The 15,671-nt window shown below is 70.0% G+C and carries 13 protein-coding genes; 11 read left to right on the top strand and 2 right to left on the bottom strand.

The window, feature by feature from the left end:
- Positions 1-493: 493 nt before the first annotated feature.
- The 11 genes from IEZ19_RS46810 (at position 494) to IEZ19_RS46760 (ending at position 12,103) form a co-directional block, all read left to right on the top strand.
- Entirely contained in the window at positions 494-1,687 is a 1,194-nt protein-coding gene (locus IEZ19_RS46810; RefSeq protein ID WP_189317484.1) for a 4-hydroxybenzoate 3-monooxygenase, read from the top strand.
- 2 nt (positions 1,688-1,689) lie between these two features.
- Entirely contained in the window at positions 1,690-2,379 is a 690-nt protein-coding gene (locus tag IEZ19_RS46805; protein WP_189317483.1) for an HD domain-containing protein, read from the top strand.
- A gap of 78 nt (positions 2,380-2,457) precedes the next feature.
- Positions 2,458-3,243 carry an IclR family transcriptional regulator gene (locus IEZ19_RS46800; protein WP_189317482.1) on the top strand — a complete coding sequence of 262 codons (786 nt, stop codon included), beginning with the start codon at positions 2,458-2,460 and terminating at the stop codon, positions 3,241-3,243.
- A gap of 119 nt (positions 3,244-3,362) precedes the next feature.
- Positions 3,363-4,622, top strand: a complete 1,260-nt coding sequence (locus IEZ19_RS46795) for a cytochrome P450 (RefSeq protein WP_189317481.1) — start codon at positions 3,363-3,365, stop codon at positions 4,620-4,622.
- Between the two features lie 3 nt (positions 4,623-4,625).
- On the top strand, positions 4,626-5,696 hold the full coding sequence (locus IEZ19_RS46790; RefSeq protein WP_189317480.1) for a PEP/pyruvate-binding domain-containing protein: 1,071 nt from the start codon (positions 4,626-4,628) through the stop codon (positions 5,694-5,696).
- 24 nt (positions 5,697-5,720) lie between these two features.
- Positions 5,721-7,541, top strand: coding sequence for a PEP-utilizing enzyme (locus IEZ19_RS46785; protein ID WP_229841639.1), 1,821 nt, complete (start codon positions 5,721-5,723; stop codon positions 7,539-7,541).
- Between the two features lie 7 nt (positions 7,542-7,548).
- Positions 7,549-8,313 (top strand): SDR family NAD(P)-dependent oxidoreductase, encoded by a 765-nt coding sequence (locus tag IEZ19_RS46780; protein WP_189317479.1) that lies wholly within the window; start codon positions 7,549-7,551, stop codon positions 8,311-8,313.
- Between the two features lie 24 nt (positions 8,314-8,337).
- Positions 8,338-8,658, top strand: a complete 321-nt coding sequence (locus tag IEZ19_RS46775; protein WP_189317478.1) for a 2Fe-2S iron-sulfur cluster-binding protein — start codon at positions 8,338-8,340, stop codon at positions 8,656-8,658.
- Between the two features lie 6 nt (positions 8,659-8,664).
- Positions 8,665-9,933, top strand: coding sequence for an NAD(P)/FAD-dependent oxidoreductase (locus IEZ19_RS46770; protein ID WP_189317477.1), 1,269 nt, complete (start codon positions 8,665-8,667; stop codon positions 9,931-9,933).
- 14 nt (positions 9,934-9,947) lie between these two features.
- Positions 9,948-10,619, top strand: a complete 672-nt coding sequence (locus IEZ19_RS46765) for an HD domain-containing protein (RefSeq protein WP_189317476.1) — start codon at positions 9,948-9,950, stop codon at positions 10,617-10,619.
- Positions 10,616-12,103 (top strand): aldehyde dehydrogenase family protein, encoded by a 1,488-nt coding sequence (locus IEZ19_RS46760; RefSeq protein WP_189317475.1) that lies wholly within the window; start codon positions 10,616-10,618, stop codon positions 12,101-12,103. The genes IEZ19_RS46765 and IEZ19_RS46760 overlap by 4 nt, the downstream gene beginning before the upstream one ends.
- Before the next feature lie 445 nt (positions 12,104-12,548).
- Here the strand turns inward: IEZ19_RS46760 and IEZ19_RS46755 are convergent, their stop codons facing one another.
- Both IEZ19_RS46755 and IEZ19_RS46750 read right to left on the bottom strand, forming a co-directional pair.
- Positions 12,549-15,047: a SpoIIE family protein phosphatase gene (locus IEZ19_RS46755; protein ID WP_229841638.1), complete on the bottom strand. Its 2,499-nt coding sequence runs from the start codon at positions 15,045-15,047 to the stop codon at positions 12,549-12,551.
- A 68-nt stretch (positions 15,048-15,115) separates the two neighbouring features.
- The gene (locus IEZ19_RS46750) at positions 15,116-15,298 is read right to left on the bottom strand and encodes a hypothetical protein (RefSeq protein ID WP_189317473.1); all 183 of its coding nucleotides are present in this window, start codon (positions 15,296-15,298) and stop codon (positions 15,116-15,118) included.
- Positions 15,299-15,671 lie beyond the last annotated feature (373 nt).

The following is a 15,671-nucleotide window of genomic DNA, read 5'->3' as shown; positions in this document are numbered from 1 at the left end:
GCGATTCGACGGGCGGCAACATGGCCGCCGCCATGACCCTGATGGCCAAGGAGTACGGCGCTCTGCCGCTGGTGGTGTGCCACGAACACAGGGAGTGAGGTTGATGTAGGTAGAGACCCTGCTTGATGCGGTGCTGTGCGGAAGATAAAGGTTTGCGGCCCTTCGGCGTCGCCCTGCGGTGGGAGGCGTCAAACCACCCTGAGCCGCGTTGGCTGAAGACCGTCGTGGTGAGCGTCCAGAGAAAGAGCGCATGCTGTGCGCCACATGGTGCTCTGTATCCCCGGTTTAAGGGGATGAGTGGGCGGCCTACGTCGTGCTCGATACGTACGGCGAAGACGTACCACGGGATCGCCTACGGGGCGCGAGCGGTTCGGCCGCGGTGCTCAGGGTGACCTGTTCGCTCTTGCGGAACACCGCGGGATCCGCGCTTGACTTCCGCTGAGCGGAAGTCAGTCATGGTCGAGGCGCACCGCAGCCACTGACAATAGGGCGCATGTCTCCCTCGCGTATCCAGATCCGTACCCGGATCGGCATCGTCGGCGCCGGCCCCGCCGGGCTCATGCTCTCTCACCTGCTCGCGCGGGCGGGGATCGACTCCGTCGTGATCGACCTGCGCAGCCGCCGGGAGATCGAGCAGACTCACCGCGCTGGGATCCTGGAGCAGGACTCGGTGGACCTGCTGGTCGACACCGGCGTCTCCGACCGGGTGCTCCGCGACGGCTATCGCCACGACGGCATCGAGCTGGCCTTCGGCGGCGGTGGTCACCGGATCGACTTCCAGGGCCTGGTCGGCGCCTCGACCCAGCTCTATCCCCAGACCGACGTGTTCGTCGACCTCGCCGACGCCCGGGAGCGCGACCACGGCGACGTGCGTTTCGGCGTCACCGGTGTCTCGGTCGACGGCCTCGTCTCGACGCCGGTCATGCGGTTCACCGATGCCGACGGGGCCGACCACGAGATCCGGGCCGATTTCCTCGTCGGCGCCGACGGCTCGCGCAGCCTGTGCCGCCGGGAGGTGCCGGAGGCCGCGCGGCGTCAGTACTTCCGTGAGTATCCCTTCGCCTGGTTCGGGATCCTCACCGAGGCGCCGCCGAGCGCACCCGAGCTCATCTACAACCACTCGCCCCGCGGCTTCGCGCTGATCAGCCAGCGCACCGAGACGCTGCAGCGGATGTACTTCCAGTGCGACCCGACCGAGGACGCGGACACCTGGTCCGACGACCGGATCTGGGAGGAACTGCAGTCCCGCGTCGGCGCCAACGGCCACACGCTCAAGGAGGGGCCGATCATCTCGCGGACCGTGCTGCCGTTCCGCAGTTTCGTCCAGGAGCCGATGCACCACGGCCGGCTCGTCCTCGCCGGAGACTCTGCGCACACGGTCCCCCCTACCGGCGCCAAGGGACTCAACCTCGCGCTCGCCGACGTCCGGGTGCTGGCCCAGGAACTGGAGCGCGCGGTGGCCGCCAAAGATCCGGCACCGTTGGCGAGCTACAGCGAGCACGCGCTGCGCCGCGTGTGGAAGGCCCAGCACTTCTCCTACTGGATGACGACGATGCTGCACACGCTGCCGGACGCCACCCCCTTCGACGTGCGACGCCAGGAGGGCGAGCTGGCCTCGCTGACCGGATCGACCGCGGGGTCGATGTACCTGGCCGAGGCCTACACCGGCTGGCCGAAAGGACGATGAGCATGGCCCTGCCCCGCCTCGAGCCGACCACCAACCAGCTCGGCGACGACGTCACTCGCTTCCTGCCCGACGCGGCCAGCGTGCCCGGCACCGCCGGCTGGCGGACGGAGGACCACGCCGTGTGGCAGCTGGCCGCCGAACACCTCCGCGTACGCAGCAACGACGCTCACACGGCCTACTCCTACGGCCTCGCCGTAGCCCTGTGCGACCTGCATCCCGAGGCCGACCGCGACGTCGTGCTACCTGCGATCATCCTTCACGACACCGGCTGGTCGCGGGTGCCGGAGAAGGAGGTGCTGGAAGCGATCCGGCCCGGTGGCGGCCGGGCCGACCTGGTCGTCCGGCACGAAAAGGGGGGCGCCGCCATCGCCGCGGACATCCTTGCCCGGCTCGGCCACGATCCGGCACGGATTTCGGAGATCGTCGACATCATCGACGGCCACGACTCGCGAACGAGCGCACTGTCGCTCAACGACTCGCTGGTCAAGGACGCCGACAAGCTGTGGCGGCTCACACCGCACGGCGTCGACACCGTCATGGACTGGTTCGGGCTCACGCGGGCACAGGCTCTCGTCCTGATCGGCAGCCGGGTGCACGACCACCTGTTCACCGACGCCGCCGGCGCCATGGCCCGCGCCCTGGCCGCCGTCGCGAGGATCGACAGCACACCGCAGCGGGTCGCGCTCGGCTGACGGCACGGTGCGGGCTCCCGGTACCCGGCCCGCCGCGCGCGACAATGCCACCAACACGACACGACCGAGGAGGGTGCCATGCGCGGTGACGGCCGCACCGTGACCTCCAAGGTGCTCGCGCTGCTCGGCGCCTTCGAGGGCGGCCGGCACGCGCTGTCGCTCAGCGACCTCGCGCAGCACGCCGACCTGCCGCTGCCCACCGCCCACCGGCTCGTCGGAGAGCTCGTCGATTGGGGTGCGCTCGAACGCGACGATCAGGGCCGCTACAGCGTCGGCCTGCGTCTTTGGGAGGTCGCCCAGAACGCCGGACGCCATCTGCGCGACACCGCCCGCCCCTATCTGCAGGACCTGTTCTCGCTCACCCACGAGACCGCGCACATCGCCATCCGCGACGGCGACGAGGCGCTCTACATCGACCGGATCTACGGCTCGACGCGGGTTCCGCGCGCCTCGCGCGTCGGCGGCCGACTGCCGCTGCACGCCACCGCGGTCGGCAAGGTGCTGCTGGCCTACGAAGAGGAGTGGGTACGCGAGGCCTACCTCGCCCACCGTCTGGAGGCCGCCACCCGGCACACGCACATCAACCCGGGCCGGCTGGCCGCCGAGCTGCGCAAGGTGCGCGACGAGGGCTACGCCACCACCCAGGAAGAGGTCCGCGAGGGCTCGTGCTCGATCGCGGTGCCGGTCCGTCTGAAGCCGCACCCGGCCGCGATCGGCCTGGTGATGCTGTCGAGCCAGGGCGCCGTCATGACCCGCCACCTGCCCACCCTCCGGGGCGTCGCCCACCGCATCGAGGCGGCCGCAGCGGCGCCGCAGCCGAGCCTGGTGCGCGTGCCTCGCCGTTCCAGCAGGCAAGACCGCTGATCCCGGGCCGGGCCGCTTCCGTCCAACGGAAACTCCGCATGGACGGCCCTGGTGGCCGACGTCAGGATGAGGTCGTAGGTCGTCGTCACACGACGGCGCCACACGTGTCAGGAGGCAGGATGACCTCGACTCGAACCCTGGCCGGGACTGCCTCGGCCTGCCCGGTCCACCACGGCTACGAGCCGTTCGACCAGGACGATCCGTTCCCGTCCTACGCCGCCCTCCGCGCCCAGGAGCCGGTGATGTTCGACGAGCGGATCGGCTACTGGGTCGTGAGCCGGTACGACGACATCAAGGCCGTCTTCGAGGACTGGGAGACGTTCTCCTCCGAGAACGCCCAGGCCCCGGTCCGGGAGCGGGGGCCGCAGGCCCGGCAGATCATGGAGGAGGGTGGTTTCACCGCCTACTCCGGCCTGTCCGCCCGGGTTCCCCCGGAGCACACCAGGATCCGCAAGGTGGCCGCCAAGGCGTTCACGCCGCGCCGGTTCAAGGTGCTCGAACCCGAGATCCGTGCCAACGTGGTGCGGCTGATCGAGGCGATGCTGGCCCGGCCGGAGCGCCGCGGCGACCTGGTGCGAGACCTCGCCCACGATCTCCCCACGATCACGATCCTCACGCTGATCGGCGCGGACGTGGACAAGATCGGCACGTTCAAGCGGTGGTCGGACTCGCGCTCGGCCATGACGTGGGGCGACCTCAGCGACGACGAGCAGGTGCCGCACGCCCGCAACCTGGTCGACTACTGGGCCGAGTGCCGACGCCTGGTCGCCGAGGCCCACGAGACCGCACCCGACAGCCTGGTCGGCGACATGGTCCGGATGCAGGCCGAGGGCGACCCGATCAGCGACCACGAGATCGCCTCGGTCTGCTACTCGCTGCTCTTCGCCGGCCACGAGACGACCACGACCCTGATCTCCAACGCGCTGCGGGTGCTGCTCTCCCACCCCGAGCAGTGGCAGTGCGTCGTCGAGGACACCGGCCGCATCCCCGCCGCAGTGGACGAGGTGCTGCGCTACAGCCCGTCCATCGTCGGCTGGCGCCGGCGCGCGCTGCGCGACACCGAGATCGGTGGGGTGGCGATCCCGAAGGGCGCCGACATCCTGCTGCTCATGGGCTCCGCCAACCGGGACGAGTCCCGGTTCGAGCACGGCGAGGCCTTCGACATCAGCCGCCCCAACGCCCGCGAGCACCTGTCGTTCGGCTTCGGGATCCACTACTGCCTGGGCAACATGCTCGCCAAGTTGCAGACGCGGATCGCTCTGGAGGAGGTCGCGCGGCTCGCACCCGGCCTCCGCCTCGCCGACCACGCCGACATCCACTTCGGCCACAACCTCTCCTTCCGCGCCCCCGCCGCGGTCCCCGTCACCTGGGAGGACTGATCCGTGAGCGACTTCATCGTCTTCTTCGACAGCGGCCACGAGCCGTCGCTCGAACTGCTCGGCGGCAAGTGCGCGTCGCTGGTCTCGATGACCTCGGCGGGAATGCCGGTGCCGCCCGGCTTCGCGGTGACCACGGCCGCCTTCGACCACTTCGTCAACGGCAGCGGGCTGCGCGGCGAGATCCGTGCCCGCCTCGCCGAGATCGACCCCACCGACGTCAGGTGTGTCGACCGGGTCTCGGCACAGATCCGGCACGCGATCGAATCGCGCGAGGTGCCCGCCGACATGCACGGCGTGCTGCGCACGGCGTACGAGCAGCTGATGTCACGCTTCGCCGACGTGGTGCCGGTCGCGGTCCGCTCGTCCGCCACCGCCGAGGACCTCCCCGACGCCAGCTTCGCCGGCCAGCAGGACACCTACCTGTGGCTGACCGGCTATGCCGCGGTCAGCGAGCACGTACGTCGCTGCTGGGCCTCGCTCTACACCAGCCGCGCCATCACCTATCGCCTGCGCAACGGCATCCCCGAAGAGGACCTGTCGATGGCGGTCGCGGTGCAGAAGATGGTGAACGCGAGGGCCGCCGGCGTCGCGATGACCCTCGACCCCTCGAACGGCGACCGCTCCAAGATCGTCGTGGACGCCTCCTGGGGGGTCGGCGAGATGGTCGTGTCGGGACAGGTGACCCCCGACAACGTGCTGCTCGACAAGGTCATGCTCACTGTGGTCCGCGAGCACGTCGGCGACAAGCACGCCGAACTCGTGCCGGATCCGGCGAGCGGCCGGCTGGCCGAGCGCGAGGTCGAGCCCGAGCGCCGTACGGTCCGCTGCCTGACCGACCAGGAACTGCACGCCGTCGCGGCCATGGCCAAGCGGGCCGAGAAGCACTACGGCACGCCGCAGGACATCGAGTGGGCCATCGACGCCGACCTGCCCGAAGGGGACAACCTTCTGCTGCTGCAGTCCCGGCCCGAGACGGTGCACTCGGCCTCCCCGGCAGCCACCACGCCCCCCACGATCACGCGCACGACCGGCTTCTTCATGGCCGGGCTCACCTCCTCCCTCACCGGCCGTTGAGCCGCTCCCGCAAAGGATCCGAGCGTGACCATCGAACAGACCATGAAGTCCTTCCCGAAGCCCTCTCAGATCGAGGTGCCCGAGGGGGCGGAAGGGTGGGAGGAGCTCTACCCCTACAACCTCGTCTTCGGCAACGCGCCCGGCGCTGACGAGAAGTTCTGGTTCTGCGACAGCCAGCACTGGCCCACGGTGTTCAAGCCGTTCGAGACCATCGGCGGTGAGTTCGCGGTCAAGTGTCTGGGGCAGTACAACACCCGGCACCTGCTGATCCCGCCGGCCAACGGCATCGAGTTCAAGATCCACCTGGGGTACCTCTACATGAGCCCGGTGGCCGTGCCGCAGGAGGAGATCCCGGCCCGGGTGCCGGAGTTCGAGCGCCGCGCCGGCCACTACTTCCAGAACTGGGACAGTCTGCTGGAGGCCTGGCACTCCAAGGTCCGCGCCACCATCGACGAGATGGAGGAGCTCCACTTCACCGCGCTGCCCGACGCAGTGCCGTTCGACGACATCGTCTCCGGCAAGGCGATGGACGGCTCCCAGACGCTGATGGAGAACTACGATCGTCTGATCGCGCTGCTGTACCGCAACTGGCAGTACCACTTCGAGTTCCTCAACCTCGGCTACCTCGCCTACCTGGACTTCTTCGGCTTCTGCAAGGAGGTCTTCCCGGGCATCCCCGACCAGGCCGTCGCCAAGATGGTGCAGGGCGTCGACATGGAGCTGTTCCGGCCTGACGACGAGCTCAAGCGGCTCGCGGTCAAGGCGGTTCAGCTGGGGCTGCAGTCGGCCTTCGAGAACCCCGACGACGTCGAGGGCACCCTGCGGGCGGTCCGTTCCGCAGGCGGCGAGGAGTGGGTGGCGGCCTACGAGGCGGCGCAGGACCCGTGGTTCAACTTCACCGTCGGCAACGGCTTCTACGGCCACGACAAGTACTGGATGGAGCACCAGGAGATCCCGCTGGGCTACATCAAGGACTACATCCGCCGCCTCGACGAGGGCCAGGAGATCATGCGCCCCATCGAGCAGCTGACCGCGGAGAAGGAGCGGATCGTCGAGGAGTACCGCGACCTCCTCCAGGGCGAGGCGCGGGAACAGTTCGACGCCAAGCGCGGGCTCGCGGCGACGGCCTACCCCTATGTGGAGAACCACAACTTCTACATCGAGCACTGGACGATGGGCGTGTTCTGGCGCAAGGTGCGCGAGCTGGCCCGGGTCTTCGTCGGCGCCGGCTTCTGGGCGGACCCCGCCGACATGCTCTACCTCAACCGCAACGAGGTCCGCGACGCGATCTTCGACCTCGTCACCGGCTGGGCGGTCGGCGCCGAGTCGACCGGCCCGCACTACTGGCCCGCCGAGATCGAGCGGCGCCGTCGGATCATCGACGCGCTGTCGGCCCGGCGCCCGCAGCCGGCGCTGAACACGCCGCCGGCCGAGATCACCGAGCCGTTCACGATGATGCTCTACGGCATCACCACCGAGCAGGTACAGCAGTGGCTGGCCGGCGACGAGAGCGGCGACGACACCACGATCACCGGTATGGCGGCATCTCCCGGCGTGGTCGAGGGCATCGCCCGCGTGATCTCTTCCGCCGACCAGCTGGGTGAGGTCCAGGAGGGCGAGATCCTCGTCGCCACGATCACCGCGCCGTCCTGGGGGCCGATCTTCGGCAGGATCAAGGCGACCGTCACCGACATCGGCGGCATGATGAGCCACGCCGCCATCGTCTGCCGGGAGTACGGCCTGCCCGCCGTCACGGGCACCGGCTCGGCGTCGACCACCATCCGGACCGGCCAGCGGATCCGTGTCGACGGCAATGCCGGCCGCGTCGACATCCTGGAGAGCTGAGCCTGCTATGACGCTCTCCACGCACCAAGTACCCGCCCGTACCGTCCTCGTGACCGGCGCGGCGGGTGGCCTGGGCCGCGCCTTCGCCCTCGGCTTCGCCCATCGCGGCTACCGGCTCGCGGTCGCCGATCTCGACCCGGACGGGGCAGAGGAGACCGCACGCCTGGTCGAGGCCGCCGGCGCCGACGCCTGGCACGGCCGGCTCGACGTCACCGACCCGGCCTCCGCCGAGGAAGTCGCCGGCCGGGTTGCCGAGTTCGGCGGTGGCGCGATCGACGTCCTCGTCAACAACGCCGCCGTCTACGGCACCGTCACCCGGTCCCCGCTGGAGGAGATCGACCCCGCCGAGTGGGACCTCGTGATGGCGGTCAACCTCAAGGGCCCCTGGCTGATGACCCGTGCGGCCAGCCCGCACCTGCGCGAGGGCGGCCGGGTCGTCAACCTCTCCTCGGCCACCGTCTACAGCGGCTCGGAGAACTGGGCGCACTACGTCGCCTCCAAAGGCGGTGTGATCGCCCTGACCCGGGTGATGGCCAAGGAGCTCGGACGGCGCTCGATCAACGTCAACGCGATCGCGCCGGGCTTCACGCTCACCGAGGCCAGCCGCGGCCTGCTCGAGGACGCCGAGTCGTACGGCGTCGACCGGGGCGCGCTGCGACGGGCCAGCCGGCCGGAGGACATCGTCGGCGCCGCGCTCTACCTCGCCGGCCCCGACAGCGCTTTCGTCACCGGACAGACCTTGGTCGTCGACGGCGGCCGCCAGTTCATCTGACCTCGACCACCAGGAGGAAAACCCATGCCGAAGGTCACCTACACCGACCACACAGGGGAGTCGCGCATCGTGGAGGCCAACGTCGGCGACTCGGTCATGGAGACCGCGGTCCGCAGCGGCGTTCCCGGGATCGTCGCGGAGTGCGGCGGCTCGCTGTCCTGCGCGACTTGCCACGTCTACGTCGACGAGGCCGGCCTCGCTTCGCTCCCGCCGAGGGCGGAGATGGAGGACGAGATGCTCTGGGGCACCGCGGAGGACCGGCGGGACAACTCCCGCCTGTCCTGCCAGCTCAGGGTGACCGACGGCTGCGACCTGCGGGTGACCACCCCCGCGACTCAGGTCTGAGCGGTCATGGCCGACGGACTGCTCATCATCGGCTCCTCGCAGGCCGGCGTCTCCCTGGCGACCTCGCTGCGCGCGCTCGGCTACGACGACCCGATCACGCTGCTCGGCGACGAGAACCACCGGCCCTACCAGCGGCCCGCCCTGTCCAAGGAGTGGCTGCAGGGCGAGATCACCAACGAGTCGCTCATGTTCCGCACCCATGACTACTGGGTCGAGCACCGCATCGACGTGGTGAAGAACGAGCGGATCATCCGGATCGAGAAGCGGGACGACGGCTCGGGAGTGGCCCACTCCCTGTCGGGGGCACGGTTCGCCTTCGACCGGCTGGCCCTGGGTGTCGGCGCGCGGCCCCGCAGGCTGTTGCTCGACGGCGTCGACCTGCCGGGCGTGCTCTACCTCCGCAACGCCGACGACGCCCTTGAGCTCAAGGCCCGCGTGCCCGACGTGCGCGACGTGGTGGTGATCGGCGGCGGGTTCATCGGCATCGAGGCGGCCGCGTCGCTGAACAGGATGGGACGCAGGGTCACCCTGCTGGAGGCGGCGACGCGGCTGGTCCCGCGCGCTGTCGGTGAGGAGACCTCGGCGTACCTCCTCGACCACCACCGCGCCGCCGGTATCGACGTCGTGCTCGAGGCCGGGGTCCGCCGGATCGTGCCCCGCGGCGACCGGGTCGGCGGCGTCGAACTCTCGGACGGCCGCGTCGTGGCCGCCGACCTCGTGCTGGTCGGCGTCGGCGTGATCCCCAACACCGAGCTCGCCGAGTCGATCGGCCTGGTCTGCGACAACGGCGTCCGCGTCGACGAGTGCGCGCTGGCCTCCGACGGGGTCACCGTGGCGGTCGGCGACTGCGCGAACCTGCCCAATCCGGTGCCCGGTGCTCCCCAGGGGGACCGCGTCCGGTTCGAGAGCGTCAACAACGCCATCGAGCAGGCCAAGGTGGCGGCGTACGCGATCACCGGCCGCCGCGAGGAGTACGCCAGGATTCCGTGGTTCTGGTCCAACCAGGGCGACGTCAAGCTCCAGATCGCCGGGCTGTCCACCGGCCACGACCGCACCCTGGTGCGCGGCGACGCCGAGCGCGGGAAGCACTCGGTCCTGTACTACCGGGGCGACCGCGTCCTGGCCGCCGACTGCATCAACCATCCGCTGGACTTCATGGCGGTCCGCAACGCGCTGTCCAAGGGTTTGTCGATCCCGTACGACGCCGCCGCCGACCCGTCCGTGTCGCTCAAGTCCGTGACCGTCGACCCGACCGCCCTGGTCGGGGCCGACTGAACAAGGGGAGCCCCATGCCCACCGCCCTGCCCACCGCCCGCCCGATCCCGGGCTCGGGACCGGTCGACACCTCACCGATCTCGCTGACCCCGGCGCCCGGCGACGACCTCGACCCGATCTGGAAGGCCGTCGTCCCCGAGACCCGCGCCCGAGGCAACGACATCCACCTGCCGATCTCCCTGGCCTACGCCGAACGGCTGTGCGACGCCTTCCCCGAGGCCGACCGGCTGCTGGTGCGCGTGGCGATCCAGCTGCACGACACCGGCTGGGGCAGGGTCGACGAGGAGCGCATCCTCGCCGAGGGCTTCACGGGTGACTGGCGCAAGGCGCAGATCCGTTACGAGCACGAACGGCAGGGCTGCCTCATCGCCCGCGAGGTGCTGCCCCCGCTGGGCTACGACGGCGAGTTCGTGCGCCAGGTCTGCGCCATCATCGACGGCCACGACACCCGGCAGGAGGCCCACTCGCTGGAGGACGCGCTGGTCCGGGACGCCGACCGGCTGTGGCGGTTCGATCATGCCGGGATCGCGCTGGCATCCGGCTGGTTCCGCATGGACCCCGCGCTCTACACGGACCGGCTGGAGGCGGAGATCATTCCGGAGCTGCTCACCGCCCCAGCCCTCGCCATGGCCACCGCCGACCTCAACCGCTCCCGCGCCCTGCTCAAGACGGCGGTGATCAGGTGAGCGTCACCGACAGCCCACGGTCGGCGGCGCGGCCCGAGCCGCGCTGGACCCACGCGGACGACTACTACGTCGACGGCGCCTGGACCCGCTCGACCGCCACCGCCCGGCTGCCGCTGGTCGACCCGGCAACCGGCCGCGAGTGGGGTACGGTCCCCGACTGCTCCGCACAGGACGTCGACGCCGCCCTCACCGCCGCCGACCGGGCCTTCCGCGCCGGTCCGTGGGCCAGGACCACGCCCTCGGAGCGGGCCGCGCTGCTGCTCCGGATCGCCGACGAGGTCGAAGCCCGGGCCGAGGACATGGCCCTGACGAACACGCTCGAGAACGGCTCGCCGATCAGCGAGACACGCGGGGCCGCCGCCAACGCCGCCGGCATCCTGCGGCACGTCGCCGGGCTGGCGTGCTGGCTTCAGGGCGAGGACGTCCGGCCGTTCCCGGCGGGGGGCGCCGAGTCCGTCGTACGCAAGGATCCGGTGGGCCCGTGCGTGCTGATCGCGCCGTGGAACTTCCCGATCAACCTCATGGTGGTCAAGCTGGCACCCGCCCTGCTCGCCGGCTGCACGGTCGTCATGAAGCCCGCTCCGGGCACCTCGCTGTCGATCCGCTTCGTGGTCGAGGCCTGCGAGGCCGCCGGCCTCCCGGCGGGAGTGGTCAACCTCGTCACCGGCGGCGGCGAGACCGGCGAGCGGCTCGTCCGCCACCCGCTGACCGCCAAGGTCGCCTTCACCGGTTCCACCTCGGTCGGCCGCCGGATCGCAGCCGCGTGCGGGGAACTGCTCCGCCCGGTCACCCTAGAACTCGGCGGCAAGTCCTCGGCCATCGTGCTCGAGGACGCCGACCTCGAGCAGATGTCCTCGGTGCTGATCCGCACGTGCCTGCGCAACACCGGGCAGACCTGCTACATCTCCACCCGCATCCTGGCCCCGTCCTCGCGCTACGACGAGGTGGTGGACATGGTCACCCGCACGGTCGCGGCCGCCCCCCAGGGCGACCCCTTCGACGAACGCACCGTGTTCGGGCCGATGGCGTCCCAGGCGCAGTACGACATCGTGTGCGGCTACCTCGACTCCGCCCGCGAGGAGGGAGCCCGCGCCACCACCGGCGGACGGCCCGCGGACACGAAGCAGGGCTGGTTCATCGAGCCGACCGTGTTCGCCGATGTCACCCCAGAGATGCGGATCGCCCGTGAGGAGATCTTCGGACCCGTGGTGAGCGTGCTGCGCTACGACGACATCGACGAGGCGGTCGCCCTCGCCAATGACACGTCCTTCGGACTTGGCGGCGTCGTCTTCTCCACCGACACTGCGGCCGCGCAGGCAGTCGCGGAGCGCATGGACACCGGATCCGTCGGCGTGAACTTCTTCGCCTCCAACCACAACGCGCCCTTCGGCGGGCGACACGACTCGGGACTGGGAGTGGAGTACGGCACCGAGGGGCTGGCGCAGTACGTCACCTTCAAGACGATCCACCGTCGCCTCGGCTGACCATCGGTCTTGCGCGCAAGCCCGTCGCCGGAGGCGGCCCCGCCGGCCTGGTTCAGGCCGGCGGGGCAGTGCTGGCGCAGGATGCGCGGAGACGCCCCTGGGACTGTTCAGGAGCTCGGAGACGGCGACCTTGGGCGGTTAGTTCAACGGGGAGGTGCACTTGGTACTCCTCCCCGTTGACCGCCCTCAGGTACGCCTCGAAGTCTTCGCGCACGACCTTGACCGCGTGCAGGCAGCGGTTCGGAAAGAGGCTGAACCCGTTCGCGGTGAGCCGGATCGACTGCCCGCGGTCCTTGGGGACTTGAACCGGTGCGGGCGAGTTGCGCGTGAAGCGGTCCCGCAGGCTGCGCTCCCCTCCGGCGGCCGTCACATCGGCCACGGCCGGGGATGGGCGAGGACGGACTGCGGGAGCTGGCCTGAGCCCGGAAGGGGGCCGACCGGCACCTCACCCCGTACGCCCCTCCCCCTGCTTCCACGGTGGCGCCGGTGCGGTTGTCGGCGAAACCATGTCAGGGACGGACTGTTCGGCCCAGATGGTCTTGCCGACGCGGGTGTGGCGCGTGCCCCAGCGTTCGGTGAGCTGGGCGACCAGTAGAAGGCCCCGTCCGCCCTCGTCGAAGACGCGCGCCCGTCGCATGTGCGGGACGGTGTTACTGGCGTCGGAGACCTCGCAGATGAGGGTGTGCGCCTCGCGGATCAGCCGAAGTCGCAGGGGCGGTCGGCCGTAGCGGATGGCGTTGGTGACCAGCTCGCTGACCACCAGTTCGGTGATGAACACGGCCTCGTCCAGATCCCAGGCGGCCAGTTGCTCGGTGGCGTTCTTGCGGGCACGGGCGACGACGGCCGGGTCGGAGGGCAGTTCCCAGGTGGCCACCTGCTCACCGCTCAGGGCTCGTGTACGAGCGACCAGCAGAGCAACGTCGTCGGCCGGGTTCTCCGGGAGCAGATCCGCAAGCACGGTGTCGCAGAGCGCGTCCAGTGAGGGTGCCGGGCGGGAGAGCGCTGTCTGCAGGATGTCGACGCATTCACCGGTGTCGCGGCCGCAGGACGCGATCAAGCCGTCGGTGTACAGGAACAGCACACTGCCCTCGGGCAGTTCCGCTTCGAGACTCTCGAAGGGCAGGCTGCCCAGGCCGAGCGGCGGGCCGGGAGGAAGCTCAAGAAACTCGACCTTCCTGTCCGGGGTGAGCACCGCCGGCAGGGGGTGGCCCGCTCGGGCGAGGGTGCAATGGCGGGAGACCGGGTCGTAGACCACGTACAGACAGGTGGCGCCGATCGTCGCCGCTTCGGCCCCGGGCTCGAGTCCGTTCCCGCCACCTTCTTCTTCCGACAGCCGAATGACAAGGTCGTCGAGGTGGGTGAGCAGCTCTTCCGGCGGCAGGTCGATGTCGGCCAGGGTGCGCACGGCGATACGCAGCCGGCCCATGTCGGCGGAGGCCTGAAGGCCGTGACCGACCACATCGCCCACGACCAGGGCCACCCGTCTGCCAGACAGCGGAATCACGTCGAACCAGTCGCCGCCCACTCCGGCCTGGGCCCCTGCCGGGAGATAGCGGGAAGCGACCTCCAGGGCCGTCTGCTCGGGCAGCTTCCGGGGGAGCAGATTGCGCTGGAGGGCCACGGCGGTACCCCGCTCGCGGCTGTACCGGCGGGCGTTGTCAATACAGACCGCAGCTCTGGCCAAGAGCTCTTCGGCCAGGACTACGTCGTCCAGCGTGAACGGCTCCGGACGCCGGTGCCGGATGAACATCGCCGCACCGAGGGAGGTGCCCCGGGCACGCATCGGCACGGCCATGATCGAGTGGAACCCGTACTCGCGGACTCGGGCGGCTCGGACGGGATCCTGGGCCAGCCAGTCGGCCAGGGAGGAGTCGGTCGTCTCCTGAATCACGGCACGGCCTTGAGCCAGGCACTGGGCAGCGGCCGAGGATGCCGGGTAGGTAGTCGTCTCTCCCAGCTGCAGGACGGCCTCGGGGCAGCCCTTGAGAACGGACTGGTGGGCTACGCAGTGCAGCAGGACCGCGCCCGTCAGGGCGCCGGCGGGTGGCTCCTCACGACGGACCAAGGGGGCGAGCAGGTACACGCCGACGAAATCCGCAAGTCGCGGGACGGCTACGTCTGCCAGTTCCTGCGCGGTGCGGTCCATGTCCAGCGTGCTGCCGATGCGGGTGCTGGCCTCGTTCAACAGGAGAAGACGTTGACGGGCGGTGTACTGCTCGGTGGTGTCACGGGCCGCCAGGCACACGCCGCGCATCCGGCCGTTCTGGTCCTTGAGAGGGGAGAGGGACACTGTCCAGGCATGCTCGCGGTCCTCACCAGGCGTGCGCAGATGCTGCTCCAGCATCTGCGATTCACCACTGTCCAGCGTCATGCGCATGGCCTCTTCGGTCTCCCTGGCAGAGGCGTTCATCATGATCTCGGACAGCCTCAGCCCACACATCCCGTTCTCTGTGACAGCGAGTGCACGCTCCATGGCCGCGTTCGCCCACACCAAGCGCAGGTCCACGTCGAAGACCGCCTGAGCCAGCGCGGACTGGGTGAACGCCCAGTTCACCAGCGCATCGGCGTGGTCCTGCGGTGGCTTCCCCGGTACAGCGGACACCACCAACCACTCGGACCTCCCGTCCTCTGCGATGCGGCGATGCGCGAGCAGCTCCGCGTCGACGCTGTGGCCGTCCCTATGCCGCAGTACCGCCTTCCCAGCTTGCCTGTGCTGGTCGGCAGGGGGCTTCCGGGCCGCCTCCGGGACGTCTTCCGCCAGGAGGCCGGCCGCCCCGCGCCCCATGACCTCTGAGGGCAGATAGCCGAGCAGTCGCGTGGCCCCTTCGCTCCATCCCGTGACGATGCCGTGCTCATCGATGACGGCCGTGGCGGTGCACGCCGCGCCGGTCCGGTCGGCGGGCTGATTCGGTCGTTCATCCGACTCGGTGCGGTGTCGCTCCACCGTCGCCCACCTCGCCCTGCTGAGATCGGTTGCCCCATGTTCCCGTGACCAGGGGTTCCGCACCGCTGTCATCTACGACCAAGCATGATCCTGCGGACCTCACGGCACCAGTGCACGGTGCATCGGTTCATCCCGCACAGCTCCTCCAGCACCGGGAAGACGGTGCGGCGCAGCTCCATCGCGCTGTGCGCGATCTGTTGCAGCTCGACCATGCGCAGCTCGAGGCGGTGGCGTGAGGTCTCACGCCTCAAGGATCTCCATGATCTCCCTGCTGTTCTTCACCCGCCCGAGCCTCGCCGAGCGGGATGCGTCCATAGCGAGCGGGGAGATATCTGGCCGCACGTGGGGAATCCCGTGGTCCCGTGGCCATCAGTGGGACGTTGACGTGCTCCCTGGCCTAGAGTCCAGGGTTTCCGGCCTGGGTGGTCTGACCCTTCCGGTGGCTTCCTGCTTCACCGCGCTGTGCGGGCAGGTGTGCCCGTCTTACCGGCGCTCCACAGGCGTTTAGCGTCTGCGCCTGTCCGGCGGCGACGATACGGCGTCCTTCGAAGAGGACGTTGCGGTCTGCGTTGTGGTCGCGGTCATGCAGTGTGCCGCACTCACCGCACGCCCACTCACGGACGT

Origin of the sequence: Streptomyces brasiliensis (genome assembly GCF_014647875.1) — a bacterium.
GTDB classification, from domain to species: domain Bacteria; phylum Actinomycetota; class Actinomycetes; order Streptomycetales; family Streptomycetaceae; genus Streptomyces; species Streptomyces brasiliensis.
This window is presented reverse-complemented; position numbering and strand designations above follow the sequence as displayed.

Bases quoted from the DNA above. Each gene is read 5' to 3' on its own strand.
- IEZ19_RS46805 (WP_189317483.1), top strand. From the start codon at position 1,690: ATGGCCCTGCCCCGCCTCGAGCCGACCACCAACCAGCTCGGCGACGAC.
- IEZ19_RS46780 (WP_189317479.1), top strand. From the start codon at position 7,549: ATGACGCTCTCCACGCACCAAGTACCCGCCCGTACCGTCCTCGTGACC.
- IEZ19_RS46775 (WP_189317478.1), top strand. From the start codon at position 8,338: ATGCCGAAGGTCACCTACACCGACCACACAGGGGAGTCGCGCATCGTG.
- IEZ19_RS46800 (WP_189317482.1), top strand. From the start codon at position 2,458: ATGCGCGGTGACGGCCGCACCGTGACCTCCAAGGTGCTCGCGCTGCTC.
- IEZ19_RS46765 (WP_189317476.1), top strand. From the start codon at position 9,948: ATGCCCACCGCCCTGCCCACCGCCCGCCCGATCCCGGGCTCGGGACCG.
- IEZ19_RS46795 (WP_189317481.1), top strand. From the start codon at position 3,363: ATGACCTCGACTCGAACCCTGGCCGGGACTGCCTCGGCCTGCCCGGTC.
- IEZ19_RS46810 (WP_189317484.1), top strand. From the start codon at position 494: ATGTCTCCCTCGCGTATCCAGATCCGTACCCGGATCGGCATCGTCGGC.
- IEZ19_RS46770 (WP_189317477.1), top strand. From the start codon at position 8,665: ATGGCCGACGGACTGCTCATCATCGGCTCCTCGCAGGCCGGCGTCTCC.